Below are 19,655 nucleotides of genomic sequence, written 5' to 3' on the forward strand. Positions count from 1 at the left end.
CATGGGCCGCAGGATCGACTACTACGACGACCCCAACGCGCCCAAAGCCAACAGCCTCGTCCCGTCTGTCAACGTCGTCGTCACCAACGACAACGGCGACATCCTCATGATTCGCCGTACGGACAACGACAACTGGGCAGTACCGGGAGGTGCGATCGACCTGGGTGAATCCGTCGCACAGGCCGCGATCCGCGAGACCAAGGAAGAGACCGGCGTCGACTGCGAGATTACGGGCCTCGTCGGGATCTACTCAGATCCCAAGCACTTGATCCACTACACGAGCAACGACGAGGTCCGCCAAGAGTTCTCGATCCTGCTCACAGGACGCCCCACAGGCGGCGAACCTCGCCCAAGCGACGAGTCAAGCGAAGTGCTCTGGGTTCCCCCTGACGAGGCCGCAGACAGGCAGATGGACCGATCGATGAAGCTCCGTATCGGCCACTATCTGGAGAACAGGCAACAGCCGGTCATTACCTGACCGGCTCAACGGCGCGACATCAACTCGTCCCGAACGCGATGAACGGCGCCAACGATGTACGGGGACGACGTAGTGATGGAGCGGGTGACGAGATGACCGTCACCGTACCGGGACAGGATCTCCGAAAGCCGATCCTCGACCGCCAACTCCTCGCCGTCTGGACTCGTGGTCATGTCGCAGTAGATGAGCGAATCCGTAAGCTCCGGAGGCTCGGTCCCGAACTCGCTCGTCAACTCGTCAACGAGCCCTCGTTCCCGAGCCTCCACGACCGCACAGGTGTGGTGAGCCACGAGCCGACACAGATGCTCGTCCGCCTGGTGAACGTCCCGCAGAAAGCGCGCACCGTCGAGAGGATGGAATCCGGTCACAACCAGGTCAGGCGCATACCCGACGTCGTGCAACCAAGCGGCGGTCTCAAGCAAGTCGGCGCGGTCGCCGAGTACAGGCGCGAGAGTCCTAGCCTGGCGCGCGACACCTTGCGTGTGCGCCCAGCGGCGCGGCAACGCGCTCTGCAGGTGATGACGTGCGAGCTCGCGTGCCCACTCGGCGGTGCTGTTCATGTCTCTGACGCTACGGGCACGTCACTGGACATCCACGGACGCCGCGGGTCCATCTAGGGACGTCTTGGCAGCACGAACCGTCCCCGACCGTGAACGCACTCCACCAGGCCAGCGGCCTCCAACTGTTCAAGGGCTCGCCTTGCGGTGAACCGCGCGACGCCGTAGCGCTCACAGATCCGCGCCTCGCTCGGCAGGGCACTGCCCACTGACAACGAGCCGCTCTCAATCAGCCCCCTAAGGTCGGCTGCGATGCGCTCGTACGTCGGCCGCACGTTGTCCGCAGGGACGGACTGCACGAACCTGCCCAGTCCCGACACGACCGTGATCAGGCGCTCGTCTTGGAGGACCCGTAGCGCGCGGCGCACCGTGTCACGAGCAACGGCGAACTCCCCGCTCAACTCGTGCTCGCCAGGCAATCGCCCGCCGGCGGGATAGGTCCCGTCCGCGATACGTCCCCGCAATACCTCAGCGATCTTTCGGTAGGCGGCACCTGAGCCTCGTGTCACCACGCACCCCACCACACGCGGATGAGGCCCAGAGCGGCGACCGCTCTGGGCCTCATCTCAGCACCGATCGTCACCCCAGATCCACGAAGGCGCCGAGGATACGTCGGGCGAGCCCACGCCGATGTCTTCCGCCTCCGCCGTCGGTGCTCGAGATAGGCGGGCGGGAAGCAACATGGCGCGTGGGCCAGCTCGCCGGGGAGACCGCAACCCACCGCCCCGTCGCGTCCCTCTGCGGACGAGGGCTGACAGTTCTGCGGGAGGGGGCCGCTGGCGAGCAGGTGCGCCGATGCCGTCCAGCAGGCCGCGCCATCAGAGCGTGCCCTCTGCCGCAGGAAGACCGTTTCGGTCGGCGAGCCTGCCCTTGACCCACACGACCGCGTCGACGATGCGCTCGGCTTCGGTGATCGGATGCCCCGACGAGTCGAAGAACCAGAGGTGACCGCCATCCCGATCGAAGGGCCGGCACGTGATCTTGTCGGACAGCACCGGGTTTTCGTCGCAGCAACCCGGCGCGTCCAGGTTGCGCACCTTCAGTCCCGTCGAGGTCAGTTCGACGACGAGGCGATGTGCACGCAGGTGAGCGCCCAGCGCGGCCAACCGCGCTTCGGCGACGCTCAGACCAGAGAAGGACGCCGACTCGGCATCGGTCTCACGGGGCTGGTCGAAGGACATGGGGCCTCCTCAACGAGGTTGCTTGGGGGACTTGATCGCCCACAAACCGCAGGTGCGGTACCTCGGGCGTGTCCAGAAGCCTCGTTGGCAGGCCGGGACCTCTCCACCGGCAACTAGGGACGTCTAGGGACGTCTTCTGTTAGCGTCAGTCCTACCTTGCATCTCGGGAGGTCCGGTGAACGACCTGTTGCGGCGAGCCCTCGAAGAGGCCCAGCTAACCGAAGAGGATGTAGCCAAGCGTCTCGACGTAGACCCCAAGACCGTCCGCCGCTGGCTGTCTGGCCGCATCCCATACCCCCGCCACCGAGCGACCCTCTGTGCCCTCCTGGACCACACAGCCGACGACCTCTGGCCGCAGCTCTCCGCACCGCGCCCGCTCCCCGAACCGCCGGGCGCCCAGATCCTCGCCACCTACCCGCACCGCTGGGCCGTCCCCCGAGCCGTTTGGCAACACCACTTCGCCAGCGCACGCCATGAGATCGGCATCCTCGCCTACGCCGGCCTCTTCCTCGCCGAAGACCAAGGCGTCATGCGAACCATCGCCGACAGGGCCCGAGACGGCGTCACCGTCCGCATCCTCCTCGGCAACCCGGACGGCCCCCGCATCTCCGAACGAGGCGCAGACGAGGGCGTAGGCGACTCCCTAGCGGCCAAGATCCGCAACGCCCTGGTCCTCTACGAACCCCTCCGCGACCTCGACAACGTAGAGATCCGCCTACACGACACAGTCCTCTACAACTCGATCTACCGAGCCGACGACGACCTCTTGATCAACCCCCACGCCTACGGCATCCCTGCATCCCACGCCCCCGTGCTCCACCTCCGCAGCACCCAACCCACCGACATGGCCGCCACCTACCAGCAAAGCTTCGGCCGCGTCTGGCAAGCCACTGGAACGCCATACACAGGCCAAGAAACGACAAACACCCCAGATAGGTACATATGAGTACATCTCTACGTCTGCAGCGGACACGGCTTCAGATTGTCGACCCGCCATCTGAACCGTGACAGGTGCCGATCAAGTGGGCAAGTCACCCGGTTGGGCGGCCGGGCAGACGAAGCTTCGCTCTGACGCTAGCCGCCGAGGCAGTTCACTTAGGCCATGCTGACGATGTATCTTCAGTCTGTGGCAGCAGTAGACAGATTCGGCGCGTATGGAGCCTACAACGATGAACTGTTGAGGCTTCTCAGTGGCGGCTCCAGCACCGACCGTACCGCTGTATCGCAACACCTCGATGGACTGGCCTATCGGTGGCTACGCCAGACCGTAGACGTTGATACGCGTCGAAAGCATAGTACCTTTTTCACCGGCTCCGCGCTCCGCGCCGAGTTGCTGCAGCCGTATAAATCGCTAATAGAAAAAGGCGCGACGGTTCTGGACCCGGCTTGCGGGGCCGGGGATCTTCTGATTCAAGCGCTTAGTTTGGTGCCCAGGCGATGGCCTGAGGATAAGTATTGCAACTATGTTGAGCGTTGCATTTACGGCCGCGACCTCGTCTCTCTTCTTGTCGAGGTTGCTGAAAACAGACTTCTCCTTCAAAGTCAGCTATCGCGTGGGAAAAGCCTGAGCGTGTCAATGCACGGTATCCAGACCGGTGATGGGCTACATGAAGATGTGCCGTATGGCGAGACGGACCTTGTTCTATTGAACCCGCCCTTTGCGCGTGTTCGCCTCCCGGCCCGAACTGCTTGGGGGGAAGGCCTAACATCCCAAGCGGCTCCCTTTACTCTTGAGGTTCTCTCTAGATGTCGACCCGGAACCCGAGTTGCAGCGATTCTACCGGACGTCCTGCGATCTGGTTCTCGATACCAGCGGTGGAGGAACCATGTCGGCATGCTGGCGACGGTAACATCGATCAAGCCCGTTGGGCTATTCGACCCATGGACCGACGTTGATGTATTTATTGCTCACTTCGAGGTCAGCGGCAACTCCTCACAAAAGACGCAGAGTTATTGGCCGGCTCTAGACCAAGCCTCAGATAGTAGCGTTAGACTGGGCGAAGTGGCTACGGTCTCGATCGGTGACGTAGTACCACATCGACATTCCCACGAGGGGCCCTCCGTACCGTACCTAACCGTGCATGATGTCCCGGTGGGGTCTCTCGTAACAAGTGCTCCTTCGCGACAATTTGAAGGGCGGCTCCACCAGGCACCGTTCCTTCTGGTGCGACGCACATCAGCTCCCACTAGAAGAGGAGAAAAGCGTCTCGCTGTTGCGATGGTTGATGAGAAGCTTGACAAGGTTGCGGTAGAGAACCACTTAATCGTCATCAAACCGACTTCTGAACAGCCAGACTGTCGTGCTCTGTACGAAGCGCTACAAGATAGTAGTGTGACAGAATGGCTGGATAGACGTATTCGTACACGGCATCTAACTAAAGCCGCATTGTTAGAGCTTCCCTTGCCGACGCTAACGAGCGGCCGTGCTGAGGATTCGATCCCGAGGATCAAAAATGGATGATCGGACGAGCAGTGAACGAATGCGGTTTGCTCCCGAGATTTTGCGTCGCCTGGGAGAAGAGCTCGTCCCGCACCCCGACCTCGGGATAATCGAACTTGTACGCAACTCATATGATGCTGACGCGACACGTTGCACGGTCGAACTGATTGATGTAGAAGCGGCTGATGGCACTATCCGAGTGACTGATGTCGGAGATGGCATGACTCGCTCGGAAATCCGCGACGGGTTTCTTCTGCTAGGAAAATCGAGTAAGACGAATGATGAATTTACGAAGCGTCGGCATCGAAGAAAAGTAGGGGAGAAAGGGCTGGGCCGACTGGCCGCGCTACGCCTTGGGCGATCGGTTACCTTGATGACCCGTCCACTTACAGAACCTGGAACCGAATATCGCCTCGACATCGAGTGGGACGACTTCGAGCGTGCGGTCGCGGTGGAAGATATTGCTCTCCAGGTGCATCGGACAGAGACGTCAGCCCGTCCAGGTACAACGATCGAAATTAGACACATGCGCAAGCCTATGAGGCGAAACGATGTCGAACGATTGGCTCGATCGCTTGTAATGTTGACGGGCCCGTTTCCGGGGCCAAATCCAGACTTTGTCGCCGAGTTGCGTTCGCCCGAATTTCCTCGAATGGAAACCCTGGTCAGGAAGGGCTTCTTTGAAATATGCGACTTCCTCCTTCGGGCCCAGTTTGACGACAATGGCCGGATCAGTGCATCGCTATCGGATCGCCATGGGACGGTCTTGGCTGAGGCTAACACTGAAGACGTCATGCGAAGGAGTCCTGACCGGAGGGGCAAAGGGCAAACGCTCGGTTTCCTCGCGCCACCTCGGGCTGAGCTCGAGATATGGATGTTCAATCTGAACACTGTTTCTTATGATGGCGAGGGCAATCGCCAGGCTGGATTGCGGACTGCAGTCTCCAACTGGCTGAAGGAAGTCGGCGGCATTCACGTATACGACCGAGGGCTCAGAGTTCATCCGTACGGTGACCCTGGTTATGACTGGGTTGAAATGGAAGCGCTCCGCGGTTCTAATCCAGAGGTAAGGCCTGGAACCAATAACTCAGTGGGCCGAATAATTCTATCGGACGGTGTCCACAGGCTGACTCCCAAAACAGATCGAAGCGGATTTGTTGAAGATATCTCGTTCCATGAGTTGAGGGAATTTATACGGGCCGCACTCGAATGGGCCGCATACAAACGTATCGAGTGGCGAGATGAAAAACTCCGAGAAAAGCGGGCGCAAACGAAAACTCGCGTCAAGGAAACGCGAGACGCAGTAGATAAACTTCTCAAAGTTGTGCCTAGAGAATCGCGTGAAATCGTTCGAAAAGCCATCGTCGAGGAGCGTGCTGCTAGCAACGAACGTCTCCAGGTAATGGAGAATGACCTTGCGCTCTACAGGACTATGAGCACCGTCGGGACCACTACCGCGGTCTTTGCGCACGAGACGTTGAGGCCGGTCGATACTATTGAGCAAATGATTGGCTCAGTCGAGCGTCGTGGTCGACGGGAGTTGCAAGAGCGTTACGATACGGTCTTGGCTAAACCGGTTGCGTTGATCACACGAGCAGCCGAGTCACTGCGCACCTTTGCGGAACTTCCTCTGGAGTTGCTTAAGAATAAGAAACGCCAATCGGCAACCCTAGACGTCAATAGGGTTGTGCCAGATCTGGTTTCGACATTTAGTCCGTATCTGGAAGATGCGCAGGTTGAGGTCACGTATGACCTTTCGGTCGACGCGGCAAGGGTACGCTCAACAGTAGCCTCAATCGAGGCGATAGCTGCGAATGTACTGGCAAATGCAGTTGCTATGTTTGCGGCTATACCCTCATCGGCTGGGCAGCGGCTTCCCCTCGCCGCTGATGCGAGATCAAATCCTTCGAAACGCACAATCCTGATCCGAACCTCCGTAAGCCCAACACATGTCCATCTTGCCTTCTTGGATAACGGGCCGGGAATCAAGGGCCTCACAGAGGATGAAGTATGGCTTCCTGGCCTCAGCACGAGAGAGGGTGGGACGGGTCTCGGCTTGACGATCGTTCGAGATATTGTCGCTGACCTGCAAGGAAAGGTCTGGGCAGTGGCCGCCGGCGATCTAGGAGGAGCCGAGTTTCACATCAGCCTTCCCCGAACCGGCAGCAAGGCGTAGTATCTAGACGGAAATTGTAAGCGGCGTCGGAAGGCTAACCGATGTCATCGGTTCTAGAAGCTCCTCTCCGGCCGGGAGACCGAGTCGCAGTAGTAGACGACTCACGAGATGACGCCGAGCGGACCATGGAAATGGTCGTAGACGCATCCTATGAGCCTGTGGCTATCCATCCCAGCCATACAAACGTGGACAGTCTCCTGGATGCTGTGGCCGCCAACGCGCGAGGTCTTGTCTGCGACCACAGACTCTCACATCAGGCAGCTGTTCCGTATGATGGGGCCCAAGTCGTAGCTGCCTCGAATGCGCGAGGCATACCGGCTGTGCTCATCTCTGGCTATATTGACCTTGATGAGCATACATCAATCAGGCGTTTTCGCTCTGGAATTCCTCGTCTATTAAACAAGCGTTTCGATCCTGATGATCTTTCCGAAGCGCTTCAGGCTGCGCAACTTGAAAATTTGAAAGGGCCAGCTGAGGATAGAAAAGCTTATCGGACCGTAGTGCGAGTGGTTTCGGTCAGACGCTTAAACAACGACCCGATTGCCGAGGTCATCGTCTCAGCGTGGAATCCCAAGGAGGCGGTAGCGCTTCCCGCGGATCAAATACTTAGCGATGTCCCGCTAGGTCTCGATGAGATCGAAGGGGCACGGTTCATGGCCAACGTTAATATTTATGCCAAGAGCCATCAGGATCTGTTTTTTGCGAATTTTGAAATCGCTGCCTCTCCGCCCGCTGACTGGCTGCCTAATGGGGGGAGTAACTAATGCCAACTCAAGCAAAGGTGGATGCTGCCGAACAAACGATTTTGGAAGTGATTATTTTAGATGTGGGCCACGGCAATAGTGCTGTGGCTTACGACGGCCATGCCAGGCTCGTCGTCGATGTCGCCCAAGAAGTGACCTTGTTTGAGGAACTCGAGCAATCCCGTAGTTCGTTAATCGATCATCTCGTATTGTCTCATTCGGATGCTGATCACATTAGAGGTGCTTCTGCGGCGTTGTCGAGAAGGGAGATTTCTGTTGCAAATCTATGGGTGAACCCAGACGGGACGAAAGACTCTGAGACGTTCGTCGACTTGATGTACTTGGCGCAAGATCTGTTTGAGTCGACGGGGCTGGCTGTTCATACGAACCTGAACGTTGGCGCTAAGGCTGCGTTAACCAGTGGGCGTGTCGAGGTGGAGATTCTTCACCCAGGTATAGCGTTCGCTCTAAGTGGACCAGGGCGGCGAAAAAGGGGACCGCAGGGGATCTCTTCGAACAGTATGTCAGCAGTTCTTCGGATCCGTTTGGCGGGACATCCGGCTGTTCTATTGCCGGGAGACCTGGATCTGACTGGCTTTGAATCCCTGGTAGCTAATGGAACTGACATGTCAGCTCCGGTGCTGGTCTTCCCTCATCATGGCGGACGTACAGGTTCGGGTGGAGATCGTGAGTTCGCTCGCATGATCTGCGAAGCTGTAGGTCCTGAACTGGTTATTTTCTCTCATGGTAGACGTAAGTTTAACAATCCGAGGCCTGAAATCGTCGAGGGCATTCGCGAAGCAAGACCGGATGTTCGGATCATTTGTACCCAGGTTAGTAGGTCTTGTCAGGCGGAAGAGATACCTCTGGGTAATCATCATCTACTGAACCGACCAGCTCTTGGTCGTCGGGAAAACCTTTGCTGTGGCGGCAGTGTAGTTGTTTCCCTCTCGGGCGAGGGGATCAATTGGCGCCCTGCAAGTGCTGGGCACGGTACTTTCGTGCAGGGATTGAGTACTCCGTTGTGTCGTGTCACTTTCGGTGACCTGACTAAATGAAGATGCAACAGAGGTTCCCTGCGTGACGTGGCATTTGATTTAAGATGCTAAGCCTTTGAGGTGAACGTTCGAGGAAAGGAAGTACCTGGCCCGGTCATCCCTGGCTTTATTCTTGGGTGTCTTTTGTTTTATTGGCCTGAAGAGTTGCGTTTGATGCGCTTGTTTACGCGGGAGCGTCTTTAGGGTTGCGCGGCCGTGGAGATGATCCGCTTGACTTTGCGGCGGTCGATGTTGTGCTTCTCGGCTAGGTAGCGCTGGGAGACGGGGCGGCCGGGGCCGTCCAGGCTTGCTAGGTACTCGGCGAGCACCGCTTGTTCTGGGGTCTGCTCCACTTCGGTGCGTGGTGGCTCGGCGCGCTCCGCTGTGGTGCGTTGCTCGTTCCGCTGTGGTGCGGTGTGGGTTGCGGCGGCGCGGGTGAGGGTCATGAGGAGTTCGAACGAGCCGACGAGGGCAAGTGCCGGCCATGCGCTTACGAGGGCGCCTATGACGCCGTGGGACGCTCCGTGCGCCACGTTGGCTCCTACCGTTGCCACGATGCCCACGGCGAGGCTCCACTTGGCTAGGGCCGGTGCTGGTTGCTTCCGGCGGCTTGCGTCGAGGATGACCATGGATGCGGCCCAGATGAGGCCGTCCACTGTGAAGGGGACGAGGCGCGCGGTGGTGCCTGCCTCGCCGTGGGAGCGGACGAGTTCGTACGCGTGGCGGTAGGAGATGATCGCGGCCACGCCAGCGACCGCCACCACGGCGAGGGCCGTTGTGATGCGGGTGAGGCGGTCAACCACGCGTCAGCTCCTCTCGGAGGTCGATGACGCAGGGATCGTGCTCGCCGTGGGTGAGGATGAGTTCGGCGAGGGTCAGGGGGCCGTGATGGCGCCGTTGTGGTCTAGGGGCGTTGGCCATGTGGTGGCGTGCCAGGCGTTGCCCGTGCGGGTTGCTGTGGCTATGACCTTGCCGTTTGTGGTGGCGGTCATCTTGGTTTCGGTGATTTCGAGGGCCATGGGTTGGGCCTCCTCCCTGCTGAGAGGGAGGGAGCCAGGGGAGCCAATCTCGGGAGCCAACGTGAGTCGAGATGGTCCGACTCGCTTCGACTGTGCCGGACGGTTCCCCTGGGCTCCATCCCTTGTTTTCGCAGGTGGGCGGCTACCTAGTCGACTTCCCCGGACGGCCCTGGACGGTGCCTGAATAAGGCTTGCTCAGCCCTTCCCTAAGTGAGGCTTAAGGGCGTTCTGTTGCGGGGGTGGGGGGCCTAGCGTTGCGGGTGTCAGAACTAAGAGACGGCGGAGGTGCACAGGCGGAGAGCGAAGCGAGCGTCGGCTGAGGTTCCGACTGAGGTTCCTGATTGAGACAGGTTTCTGGCCCGCACGGCCCCGTAACCCCGCTCTGGGGCCGTGCGGGCCAGAAGCCTTTTCAGCGGGGGAGGGCGCCCAGGAGGAGGAGGCGGAACGCGTCGGCGGTGCCGGAGGGGTCGCCGGTGGCGAGGCGGCGGATGGCGAGGCCGTAGAGCATGGCGACGATCGCGGGGGCGTGGCGTTCGGCGTCCGGGATGCCGAGGGCCCTGAGGACGGCGGTGGCCAGGTCGTCGTAGGCGGCGACGGAGCGCTTCGAGGTCTCGCGGAGGCCCGGGTCGCGGGCGGCGTGCAGGTGGAGTTCGAGGTTCGCGATCTGCTCGGGGCCGTCGGTGAAGTCGAGAATCGCCTTCTCGACCTGGTCGGGGGCCTGGGCCGGGGCCACGCCGGAGTCGGCGAGGGCCGTGGCGTAGGCCGTGATGCGGGCTATCTCCTGCTCCACGAAGGTGTGCAGGGCCTCGCGGAGGAGGTCCTCCTGGCTCGGGAAGTGGTAGGTCAGGGAGCCGAGGGAGACGCCGGCCGCGCGGGCGACGGCACGGTTGGTCACGGCGCCGATCCCTCGCTCGCCGATGAGGCGGAGGGTGGCCTGGAGGATCTCGTCGCGGGCGCTCATCGGTGCACAGTCTTCCCTACGTCGTGCGCGTTCAGTATCGTTCGTTCGAACGAACGATACCGGGAGGTCGCGTGTTGGGGTTGGCGGGGCAGGCGGCGGCGCTGGCGCGGGGGGACGTCTCCTCCAGCGAACTGGTCGAGGAGAGCCTGGAGTGCATCGGGCGCAAGGAGTCGCTCGGGGCGTTCCGGGTGGTGCGGGCGGAGGCCGCGGCGCAGGAGGCGCTGGCGGCCGACAAGCGGCTCGCGGAGGGCGAGCGGCTGCCGCTGCTCGGGGTGCCCGTGGCCATCAAGGACGACACCGATTTGGCGGGGGAGACCACGCCGTTCGCGGTCGCCGGGGACCACCGGCCGGCGGTGCGGGACGCGGAGGTGGTGCGGCGGCTGCGGGCGGCCGGGGCCGTCATCGTCGGGAAGACGACGACGTGCGAGCTCGGGCTGTGGCCGTTCAGCGAGTCGCCCGAGTACGGGTGCGCGCGGAATCCGTGGAATCCCGACTACACGCCGGGCGGGTCGTCGGGGGGTTCGGCGGCGGCCGTGGCGGCGGGGATGGTCGCGGCGGCGGTCGGCTCCGACGGGGCCGGGTCGATCCGGATCCCGGCGGCGTGGACGGGGCTCGTCGGCATCAAGCCGCAGCGGGGGAGGGTTTCGGGGTATCCGCAGACCGATCCGTTCAACGGGATCACCGTTTGGGGTCCGCTGGCGCGGAGCGTCGAGGACGCCGCTCTGATGCTCGATGTCCTGAGCGGGAGCCACCCGGACGATGTCTATCAGGTGGATCCTCCTACGACGCCTTTCGTGGAGGCCGCTCGGCGGGAGCCGGGGCGGCTCAGGATCGCCATTTCCTTCCGGACGGCGTTCGGCGTCAGCGGGAAGCTCGATCCGGAGATCCGGGCGGCGGTCGAGCGGCTGGCCCGGAGGCTGACCGACCTCGGGCACAAGGTGTTCCCGGCCGATCCCGATTACGGGCTGGTCGGGCTCGGGCTCATCCCGCGCGGGACGGCCGGCGTCGCCGACTGGCTGGACTCGCTGCCGAATCCGCGGCCCGAACCCCGGACGGAGGTCGAGGCGCGCATCGGACGCGTCGTCGGGAAGCGGCTGCTGCCGCTGGCGAAGAAGATGGACCCCCATCTGCGGCGGAAGGTCGGGCGCATCTTCCAGACCGCCGATGTGGTGCTGACGCCCACTACCGCGCAGCCGCCGCTGCGGGTGGGTGCGTTCGACGGGGCCGGCTACAAGAAGACGCAGTCGGGAGTTGCCGCGGCCTGCCCTTACGCGTGGACGTGGAATGTGCTCGGGTGGCCGGGAGTGAACGTCCCGGCCGGGTTGACCAAGCGCGGTCTGCCGATCGGGGCGCAGCTGCTCGGGCACGACTCCGACGAGGCGACGCTCATCTCGCTGGCCGCGCAGTTGGAGGCCGTCGAGGGGTGGACCGAGCGGCGTCCGTAGGGGAGGTGGGCCGCCTCCGGGCGGCCCGTCTCTCAGTAGCCCGCGCCCGTCAGCATGCCGCCGTCGACCAGGACCTCGCTGCCGGTGCAGTAGGACGAGTCGTCCGACGCCAGGTAGACGACCAGGCCCGAGACCTCCTTGGACTTGGCCATGCGGCCGAGGGGGAGGGAGTTCAGGAACGCGTCGGCGCTGTCGGCCTTGGCCGCGATGATGTCGTCCTGCATGAACAGCGGGGTGACGACGCCGCCGGGGTGGATGGAGTTCACCCGGATGCCGTACTCGCCGAGCTCGCGCGCGGCGGACTTGGTGAGGCCGCGGACGCCGAACTTGCTGGCGCTGTAGGCGGCGAGCCCGGACGCGCCGATGAACCCCTCGGTGGACGACACGTTGACGATCGAGCCGCCGCCGGCCTCCCGCATCGGCGCGGTCACCGACTTCACGCCGAGCCACTGGCCGACGAGGTTCACGTCGAGGATCTGCCGGAACTCGTCGAGGCCCATGTCCTCGATGGTCTTGTGCCGGATGATCCCGGCGTTGTTGACCAGGACGTTCAGCGCGCCGAACGCCGACGTCGCGGTCTCGACGGCGGTCTGCCAGTCGTCCGGCGACGTGACGTCCATCCGGACGAAGCGGGCGGCGTCGCCGAGGTCGGCGGCGAGCTTGGCGCCCTCCTCCTCCAGGACGTCGCCGAACACGACCTTGGCCCCCTCGTCCAGGAACCGGCGGACGTGCGACTTGCCCATCCCGCGCGCACCACCGGTGATCAGCGCCACCTTGCCGTCCAGCTGACCCATCAACGCTCCTCGTCGCCCGTAAGCCTGCGGCTAACCTAGCGAACGCTTGGTCAACCGAACAAGGCGGCCCCGGGCGTCAGGCGCGCAGCCCGGTGAAGAGCAGGGTCAGCATCCGGTCGGCGTACGCGGCCGGGTCGGGGGTGCGCTCGGACGCCACCCCGATCGCGTTGGTGAGCCGGAGCAGGTCGCGCGGGTCGATCTCGGCCCGGACCGCCCCCGCCCGCTGCGCCCGCGCCAGCAGCCGGCCGAGCGCGTCGCAGATCGCCGCCGCGGCGGCGCCGAGGCCGGTGTCGGCCCACTCCGCCGACATTGCCTCGATGATCACGGTCGAGGTGCCGCGCGGGGTCGCCGCGCCCGCGAGGTAGCTGCGCAGCCAGCGGCCGAGGGCGGCCTCCGCGCCCGCCGGGTCCGGGTCGGAGAGCAGTTCGTCGGCGTGCGCGAGGAGCCCGTCGATCCGCTCCCGCAGCACGGCGTGCAGCAGCGCGTCGCGGGTCGGGAAGTGCCGGTACAGCGTTCCGGACCCGACCCCGGCGCGCTTGGCGATGTCGTCGAGGGAGGCGCCCGTGCCGTGCTCCATGAACGCGGTCCGGGCGGTCGTGATGAGCCGTTCGTAGTTGCGGCGGGCGTCGGCCCGCATCGGGCGGGTGTCCATGGGCACCGTCCAGCGATCTGGCGGACGACCTGCGGTGGTCACCGCCTTGCGTTGGGGACGAGCCTGCCACCTTCCAGGGCGGACGCGCTACCCGTCGCCGTGCCGGGCCAGCGCGTCCCGGGACAGCCGGTCGGCCCGCCGGGTGGTCTCCGGCAGCCGGTACTCGGGGGTGAGGGCCAGGACGTGGCGGCACGCCGTGTCGAGGTCGACGCGGTGCCCGACGGACACGAACACCGGCTTCACGCCGTCCCGCGTGCGCAGCACCCGCCCCACGACCTCGCCGCCGTCCACCAGCGGGCTCGCGTCGCCGCGCCGCGCGCCCGGCTGCTCGTAGGAGCCGACGAAGGCGGTCTTCCCGACGCCGATGGACGGCAGCCCGGTCAGCACGCCGAGGTGGCACGCGAGCCCGAACCGGCGGGGGTGCGCGATCCCGAACCCGTCGCAGACCAGCAGATCGGGCGTGGTCGTGAGGCCGCGCAGCGCATCCAGCAGGGTCGGCAGCTCACGGAACGCGAAGAGGCCCGGGACGTAGGGGAACGCGGCCGCGCCGACGGCCACCGACTCCTCCAGCACCTCCAGGGTGGCGGCGTCCAGGACGACCGCGGCGGCGGCGAGCCGCGTCCCGGTGCCGCCGCCGTCGCCCGCGTAGGAGACGTCCAGCCCCGCGACCGTGCGCGGCGCGGCCGGGCCGGGGACGTCCAGTTCCAGCAGCGGGCGCAGCCGGTCCTGGATCGCCTCGGCCTCCGCGGCCGTGGCCGGCCAGTCGTGCAGTTCCCGTACCACCATGCCCCGGACGCTACCGCCCGCCGGCGGCGCGGGCAGCGCGGCCCTCAGGACAGGGACGCGTACGCCGCCTCGGTCAGCCGGAAGGCGCGCAGGTCGCCGGTCGCCTGGTCGCCCATCAGGTTCGGCAGGTAGGCGAGCGCGAGCCCGGCGTCCGGGTCGCCGAGGCCGATGGACCCGCCCGCGCCGGTGTGCCCGAACGCCGTCGCCCGCGCCGCCTTCGGGACGTAGTACGTCTGGGCCGGGCGCATGAAGCCGAGCCCGAACGCGCTGTCGATGAGGAGCGTCCGGTCCGGGCCGCTGACGCGCGGGCGCATCGCCTCGCGCAGCGTGTCCGGCCGCAGGACGCGGCCCGCCACGAGGTCGCGGTAGAACGCGGCGAACGCGGGCGCGGTGGCGAGCATCCCGGCGGACGGCCAGCCCGCGCGCAGCACGACGGGGTTGTTGAAGCCGCCCTTGCCCGGGCTGGGGTTGCCGAGCGACCGGTTCATCGCGCTGTCCGGGTCGCCGTACGCGGCGGCGAGCCGGGTCAGCAGGCCGCGGTCCGCGGTGCGGGGCGTGTCGGCGGCGCCGCGCCGTCCCGCCGACAGCTTCGCGGCCCGCTCGATCACGTCGTCGGGGGCGCCGATCCACAGGTCGAGGCCGCCGGCGAACTCGTCCTTGACGAACGCGCCGACGGTCCGGCCGCCGTGCCGCCGGACGATCTCGCCGGCGAGCCAGCCGTAGGTCAGCGCGTGGTAGCCGTGCGCCGAGCCGGGCTTCCACTCCGGCTCCTGCGCGGCCAGCCGCGACGCGAGCGCGGCGGGGTCCGCGGCCTCCTCGGCCGACACCGGGCCCGCGAACGCGGGCAGCCCCACCTGGTGCGACAGCAGGTGCGCGGCAGTGGCGCCGTCCTTGCCCGCGGCGCCGAACTCCGGCCACCAGTCCGTGACCGGGCCGTCCACGTCGTAGGCGCCGCGCTCGGCGAGCAGCATCGCGGCGGCGGCCGTGACCGCCTTGGTGCAGGAGAAGCCGAAGCAGGGGGTGTCGGGCAGCCACGCGCGCCCGGTGCGGCGGTCGGCGGTGCCGCCCCACAGGTCGACGACCTTGCGGTCGCCCGCGTACACGGCGACGGCGGCGCCGAGCTCGCGGCCCTCGGCGAAGTTCTGCTCGAACACCTCCCGGACACCGGCGAACGCCGGATCGCAGTGCCCCTGCACCACAGTGCTCATGCCGCATTCCTCTCCACGGGGACTCCATAGAATCACGTTCTAGGATTCCCCGCCGAGGGAGCGCCCGTGCCCGAGCCCGGCGCGCGTCAGCGGCCGAGGTGGTGCACGGGCTGCGTCACGGGCTCCGCGGCAGGATGCGCCGCGCCGGTGCGGCCGAACTCCAGCGTGAGCAGGGCGGCGGCCAGCTGGACGATGTCGAACCACGAGCGGAACGCGACGTTGCGCGGCTTGTAGGACGGCCGGAACTTCTTGTTGAACAGGTACAGCGACTCGACGGCGATCCAGGGGTCCAGCAGGTGCAGCGCCTGGTACCCGGCCTTCTCCAGCAGGCCGCGCTCGTCGTTGTCGAGCAGCTCGCGGAACGCCGCGAAGTTCAGCGAGACGACGCCGTGGCCGTGCTCGGCCGCGTACTCGATCATCTCGACGATGAGGCGCTCGTTGACGCCGTTCGGGCCGCCGGGGCTGCGGCGCATCGCGTCGAGGCTGATGCCCTGCCCGGCGGCGACGTAGCGCTGGAACGCGATGGGCTCCTTGTCCTCGCCGTAGGCGATCGCGACGACGGCCCCCGGGTGGTAGCCGGTGAGCAGCTCGTCGAGGTTCATGGAGAACCCGCGCTCGGCCGCGCCGCCGAGGGAGCGGGACGCGACGTCCAGCAGCCGCTCGCGCAGCGCGGGCGTCAGCTCCCGCTCCGGGACGATCCGCGTCGTGACGCCCGCGTTCTCGGTGCGCTTCACCGCCTGCCGCACGTTGCGCATCCGCCGCCCGGCCAGCGTGAACTCCGCGGGGTGGACGACGACCTCGTCGCCGAACCCGATCGTGCGGCACGGCCCCCAGGCGGGCAGCAGCTCGTCGCTCGCGCCGAGGACGGCCGGGCGCCAGCCCGTCGTCCGGCACATCGCGAGGAACGCGCGGACGGCGTCGGAGTGCGAGCCGGGGTCGCCGACCGGGTCGCCGCCCGCCACCGCGACGCCGAACAGGACGCGGTAGCCGATCGCGGCCCGGCCGTCCGCGCTGAACACGTACGCCTTGTCGCGGCGCAGCGCGAACGGGGCCAGGGTGTCCGACCCGGGATGCGCGACGAGGCCCGCGACGCGGCGGCGCTCGCCCTCGTCGCCGGGCGGCGGCGCGGGGTCGGCCGCGAGCAGCGTGGTGACCAGGACGAGCAGCCCGGCGGCGCCCGCGAGGCCGAGCACGCCGGGCAGCCAGGACGCGCCGTCCAGCGGCGCGCCGGTGGCGCCGAGCCCGGCGGCGACGGCGCCGACCGACCGGACCGACACGCCGCCGAACAGCAGCGAGCCGGCGATCGCGGCGATCACCAGGAACGCGCCCGTCTTCACCGCGGTGCGGACGCGCTCCTGGTGCGGGCGCACCGGGAACCGTTCGCGCTCCAGCCACAACGCGCCGAGGACGGCGCCGAGCAGCGGCAGCCGCCACAGCGGGTCCTCGCCGGTGACGACGGCGAGCAGGCCGAGGACGACCAGCACCGCGAGGCCGTACCAGGCGGCGCGGCGGCGCAGCAGGACGCCGCGGGCGACGAGGGCGAGCGCGATCGCGATCGCGATGGCGTGCGCGGGGGCGAGGGGGCTGCCGGTGACGATCCGCGACAGCCGGCCGAGCCATGCCGGCGTGCCGTGCAGCGCGGGCACCGCGATGAGCACGGCGACGAGCGCCGCGGCCGCCGCCAGCGGCCAGACGGGCCGGGCCGACGCGGGCGCGGCCGATTTCCCTGGTTCCACGAAGGACACCTCCGCTGAGCCCCCAACCAAGATCCTTTGGAACTCATTCCCCGGGCCGGACGTTCTTCATCCCTCAACCGCAGCCTACGGCTCGCGCGGCCGCCCCGGAATGGCCGGTCTCCCCCGCCGGGAGGCGGCGAACCGTGTCTATAGGCTCGTGGTGATGAAGAGGTTGCTGCTCGTCCATCACACACCGTCACCGTCCGTGCAGGCGATGTACGAGGCGGTGCGCGCGGGGGCGTCCACCGACGAGATCGAGGACGTGGAGGTCGTGTCCCGCGCGGCGCTGGCGGCGACGGCCGTGGACGTCCTGGAGGCGGACGGCTACCTGCTCGGCACGCCGGTCAATCTGGGCTACCTCTCAGGGGCGCTCAAGCACTTCTTCGACCAGATCTACTACCCGTGCCTGGAGGAGACCGTCCGGCGCCCGTTCGGGGCGTACCTGCACGGCAACAACGACGCGACCGGCGCCCTGCGCGCGCTCGACTCCATCACCACCGGGCTGCGGTGGAAGGCCGTCCAGCCGCCGGTGGTGGTGACGGGCGAGCCCGGCAAGGCCGACCTGGAGGCGTGCTGGGAGCTGGGCGCGATCACGGCCGCGGAACTCGGCCAATTCTGAGCGGCCCCCGCTGAGCACCGGCCGCCGCGTCCGCCCGGACGCCGGGGCGGCCGGCCGATAGTTTTCCCGCATGAGTGGTTTCCGTCATGTGGCGATGTTCAAGTGGGTCGAGGGCACGACGACCTCCCAGCAGGACGAGGTCGCGGCGAAGCTGCGCGAGCTGCCCGGCCGCATCCCGGAGATAGCGGCGTTCAGCGTCGGCGCCGACGCGGGCGTGAACCCGGGCGCCTACGAGTTCGTCATCGTCGCGGACTTCGCCGACCGCGACGCCTACCTCGCCTACCGCGACCACCCCGACCACCGCGCGGTGGTGGACGCGTTCATCACCCCGATCACGGCCGAGCGCGCCGCGATCCAGTACGAGCCGTGACGCAGAGTAAAACCGAGCAAGCGCTTGTGCCTGAATGGTTTTCGGGTTAGTTTCAGCAGAGACGCCCGCTGGGAACGGATCGCGCCCCGTTCCCGGCGGGCGGCATCCTGCGGTCACCCCCGGTGCCGGAAATTCATGATCTCGTCGCGGAGCTGCTGCGGCGTCGCCGCCTCCAGCAGCCGCGGTCCGTCACGCAGCGGAACCATCGCCCACCACGACCCGGTCGCCTCGCCGAACCAGACGCGCACTCCCGGAAACTGCTCCTGGAGGCCGCGCGCGGTGGCGGCGCGCATGGCCGCGGGCGTGGGCTCGTCGCGGCCCGAGGCGCCCCGTTGAGCCGTCATGCCGCCCTCCCCCCGTAGATGTCTCCAGTAACAGCGTCCCCACGGACCAATGCGTCACCCCTACTCGGCAATTTGTGACTAAGCACACTATGGGGGTTGGCGACCGCCCACAGTGGGATACCGCGCCGGATGTGCTCGAACGGATGTATTCGGGGAGATCCGCACGCCGCCGCCTGCCGGACGGCCGGGCGGAACCGGGCGACCACGGCAGAGGACGGCACCGCCGCGACGCTCGCCGCGAGGCCCGCTCGGAGGCAGCCGTCAGCGGCCGCCGGCGCCCGTCCGCGAGCCCCGGGCGTCGCCGAGGCGACCACGGCGGCGGTGCCCGCAGCGGGACGCGGTGCGGCCCGGCCCGAACCGTCTAGTGCAGGTTGATGCCGTCGAACATCACCTTGAGGTAGTGCTCCGCCAGGCCCTGGGCGTTCAGGCGGCCGCCCGGCCGGAACCAGCGGACCGCGACCCACACGGTGTCGCGGATCATCCGGTAGGTGAGCTTCGGGTCGAGGTCGTGCCGGAACAGCCCCTCCTCCTGGCCGGCCTGGAGCGTGTCCACCCACATCTTCTCGACCTCGTCCTCGGACTTGATCAGATAGGCGAACCGGTCCATGCCCTTGAGGTAGTTCCAGTCGTTCTGCATCACCGTGATGGCGGCGCGGTGCGGCTCCAGCGTGCCGAACGCGACGCGGACGAGCCCGGCGATGGTGTCGCGCGGGTTGCGGCCCTCGGCGATCACCGACTGGTAGGAGGCCATGATCTCGTCGAAGAAGCCGGACAGGATCTCGTCCACGATCGACTCCTTGGAGTCGAAGTGGTGGTAGAGGCTGCCGGACAGGATGCCCGCCTCGTCGGCGATGTTGCGGACGGTGGTGGCCTGGAAGCCCTTTTCCGCGAAGAGTTCGGCGGCGAGTCTGACGAGGTGCTCGCGACGTTCCGACGCCAAGGCGGGCGAGCCCCTGCCACGGCGGCGGGAACCGCCCTCGCCCGTGGCACGGGTTCGGGATCGTCCGGACTTAGCGCTCGTGGTCGTCACCCTCTCATTATGCCGTGCCCGCCCAACCGCTTGCTCGATTAGCGCCGCCGCCCCAGGTTACGGCCAATACCAAGCGCTT

General features: G+C 66.3%; 22 protein-coding genes. 9 read left to right on the forward strand and 13 right to left on the reverse strand.

Going from position 1 to position 19,655, the window contains the following annotated elements:
- Position 1 precedes the first annotated feature (1 nt).
- The gene (locus AB0K34_RS23510) at positions 2–478 is read left to right on the forward strand and encodes an NUDIX domain-containing protein (RefSeq protein ID WP_364550841.1); all 477 of its coding nucleotides are present in this window, start codon (positions 2–4) and stop codon (positions 476–478) included.
- A 5-nt stretch (positions 479–483) separates the two neighbouring features.
- Here the strand turns inward: AB0K34_RS23510 and AB0K34_RS23515 are convergent, their stop codons facing one another.
- From AB0K34_RS23515 to AB0K34_RS23525, 3 genes are all read right to left on the reverse strand, one after another.
- Positions 484–1,038, reverse strand: coding sequence for an HD domain-containing protein (locus tag AB0K34_RS23515; protein ID WP_364550843.1), 555 nt, complete (start codon positions 1,036–1,038; stop codon positions 484–486).
- A gap of 53 nt (positions 1,039–1,091) precedes the next feature.
- Positions 1,092–1,559 (reverse strand): GntR family transcriptional regulator, encoded by a 468-nt coding sequence (locus tag AB0K34_RS23520; RefSeq protein WP_364550845.1) that lies wholly within the window; start codon positions 1,557–1,559, stop codon positions 1,092–1,094.
- A 294-nt stretch (positions 1,560–1,853) separates the two neighbouring features.
- Entirely contained in the window at positions 1,854–2,216 is a 363-nt protein-coding gene (locus AB0K34_RS23525) for a hypothetical protein (protein ID WP_364550847.1), read from the reverse strand.
- Between the two features lie 175 nt (positions 2,217–2,391).
- On the opposite strand from AB0K34_RS23525, the gene AB0K34_RS23530 reads away from it, so the two are divergent.
- From AB0K34_RS23530 to AB0K34_RS23550, 5 genes are all read left to right on the forward strand, one after another.
- The gene (locus AB0K34_RS23530) at positions 2,392–3,162 is read left to right on the forward strand and encodes a helix-turn-helix domain-containing protein (protein WP_364550849.1); all 771 of its coding nucleotides are present in this window, start codon (positions 2,392–2,394) and stop codon (positions 3,160–3,162) included.
- A 165-nt stretch (positions 3,163–3,327) separates the two neighbouring features.
- Positions 3,328–4,677 (forward strand): N-6 DNA methylase, encoded by a 1,350-nt coding sequence (locus AB0K34_RS23535; protein ID WP_364550884.1) that lies wholly within the window; start codon positions 3,328–3,330, stop codon positions 4,675–4,677.
- Positions 4,670–6,832, forward strand: a complete 2,163-nt coding sequence (locus AB0K34_RS23540; RefSeq protein WP_364550851.1) for a sensor histidine kinase — start codon at positions 4,670–4,672, stop codon at positions 6,830–6,832. The genes AB0K34_RS23535 and AB0K34_RS23540 overlap by 8 nt, the downstream gene beginning before the upstream one ends.
- A 320-nt stretch (positions 6,833–7,152) precedes the next feature.
- Positions 7,153–7,596 (forward strand): hypothetical protein, encoded by a 444-nt coding sequence (locus AB0K34_RS23545; RefSeq protein WP_364550853.1) that lies wholly within the window; start codon positions 7,153–7,155, stop codon positions 7,594–7,596.
- On the forward strand, positions 7,596–8,633 hold the full coding sequence (locus AB0K34_RS23550) for a hypothetical protein (protein ID WP_364550855.1): 1,038 nt from the start codon (positions 7,596–7,598) through the stop codon (positions 8,631–8,633). The genes AB0K34_RS23545 and AB0K34_RS23550 overlap by 1 nt, the downstream gene beginning before the upstream one ends.
- Before the next feature lie 179 nt (positions 8,634–8,812).
- Here the strand turns inward: AB0K34_RS23550 and AB0K34_RS23555 are convergent, their stop codons facing one another.
- The 3 genes from AB0K34_RS23555 to AB0K34_RS23565 form a co-directional block, all read right to left on the reverse strand.
- A complete protein-coding gene (locus AB0K34_RS23555) occupies positions 8,813–9,415 on the reverse strand; it encodes a DUF2637 domain-containing protein (RefSeq protein ID WP_364550857.1) in 603 nt (200 codons plus the stop codon).
- Between the two features lie 72 nt (positions 9,416–9,487).
- Positions 9,488–9,631 (reverse strand): hypothetical protein, encoded by a 144-nt coding sequence (locus tag AB0K34_RS23560; RefSeq protein WP_364550859.1) that lies wholly within the window; start codon positions 9,629–9,631, stop codon positions 9,488–9,490.
- A gap of 409 nt (positions 9,632–10,040) precedes the next feature.
- Positions 10,041–10,592: a TetR/AcrR family transcriptional regulator gene (locus AB0K34_RS23565; RefSeq protein WP_301175982.1), complete on the reverse strand. Its 552-nt coding sequence runs from the start codon at positions 10,590–10,592 to the stop codon at positions 10,041–10,043.
- Positions 10,593–10,663: 71 nt separating this feature from the next.
- On the opposite strand from AB0K34_RS23565, the gene AB0K34_RS23570 reads away from it, so the two are divergent.
- Complete coding sequence (locus AB0K34_RS23570; protein WP_364550861.1) at positions 10,664–12,037, forward strand: amidase; 1,374 nt, start codon at positions 10,664–10,666, stop codon at positions 12,035–12,037.
- Between the two features lie 32 nt (positions 12,038–12,069).
- Here AB0K34_RS23570 and AB0K34_RS23575 read toward each other — a convergent pair whose 3' ends face one another.
- The 5 genes from AB0K34_RS23575 to AB0K34_RS23595 all read right to left on the reverse strand — a co-directional run bounded on the left by AB0K34_RS23575 (position 12,070) and on the right by AB0K34_RS23595 (position 17,213).
- Positions 12,070–12,831 (reverse strand): glucose 1-dehydrogenase, encoded by a 762-nt coding sequence (locus AB0K34_RS23575; protein ID WP_138638277.1) that lies wholly within the window; start codon positions 12,829–12,831, stop codon positions 12,070–12,072.
- A gap of 76 nt (positions 12,832–12,907) precedes the next feature.
- Entirely contained in the window at positions 12,908–13,483 is a 576-nt protein-coding gene (locus tag AB0K34_RS23580) for a TetR/AcrR family transcriptional regulator (protein ID WP_205719383.1), read from the reverse strand.
- An 87-nt stretch (positions 13,484–13,570) separates the two neighbouring features.
- Positions 13,571–14,269, reverse strand: coding sequence for a deoxyribonuclease V (gene nfi / locus AB0K34_RS23585; protein ID WP_138638276.1), 699 nt, complete (start codon positions 14,267–14,269; stop codon positions 13,571–13,573).
- Between the two features lie 44 nt (positions 14,270–14,313).
- Entirely contained in the window at positions 14,314–15,477 is a 1,164-nt protein-coding gene (locus tag AB0K34_RS23590; RefSeq protein WP_138638275.1) for a serine hydrolase domain-containing protein, read from the reverse strand.
- An 86-nt stretch (positions 15,478–15,563) separates the two neighbouring features.
- Positions 15,564–17,213, reverse strand: coding sequence for a phosphatidylglycerol lysyltransferase domain-containing protein (locus AB0K34_RS23595; protein ID WP_171069160.1), 1,650 nt, complete (start codon positions 17,211–17,213; stop codon positions 15,564–15,566).
- A 163-nt stretch (positions 17,214–17,376) separates the two neighbouring features.
- On the opposite strand from AB0K34_RS23595, the gene AB0K34_RS23600 reads away from it, so the two are divergent.
- Complete coding sequence (locus AB0K34_RS23600) at positions 17,377–17,832, forward strand: NAD(P)H-dependent oxidoreductase (protein WP_138638273.1); 456 nt, start codon at positions 17,377–17,379, stop codon at positions 17,830–17,832.
- A gap of 70 nt (positions 17,833–17,902) precedes the next feature.
- Positions 17,903–18,202 (forward strand): Dabb family protein, encoded by a 300-nt coding sequence (locus tag AB0K34_RS23605; protein ID WP_138638272.1) that lies wholly within the window; start codon positions 17,903–17,905, stop codon positions 18,200–18,202.
- A gap of 113 nt (positions 18,203–18,315) precedes the next feature.
- On the opposite strand, the gene AB0K34_RS23610 is transcribed toward AB0K34_RS23605, so the two are convergent.
- Together AB0K34_RS23610 and AB0K34_RS23615 are read right to left on the reverse strand one after the other, a co-directional pair.
- A complete protein-coding gene (locus AB0K34_RS23610; RefSeq protein WP_138638271.1) occupies positions 18,316–18,546 on the reverse strand; it encodes a hypothetical protein in 231 nt (76 codons plus the stop codon).
- Positions 18,547–18,907: 361 nt separating this feature from the next.
- On the reverse strand, positions 18,908–19,576 hold the full coding sequence (locus AB0K34_RS23615; RefSeq protein ID WP_138638270.1) for a TetR/AcrR family transcriptional regulator: 669 nt from the start codon (positions 19,574–19,576) through the stop codon (positions 18,908–18,910).
- Positions 19,577–19,655 lie beyond the last annotated feature (79 nt).

It is taken from the genome of Actinomadura sp. NPDC049382, assembly GCF_040677125.1.
GTDB classification, from domain to species: Bacteria; Actinomycetota; Actinomycetes; order Streptosporangiales; family Streptosporangiaceae; genus Spirillospora; species Spirillospora geliboluensis.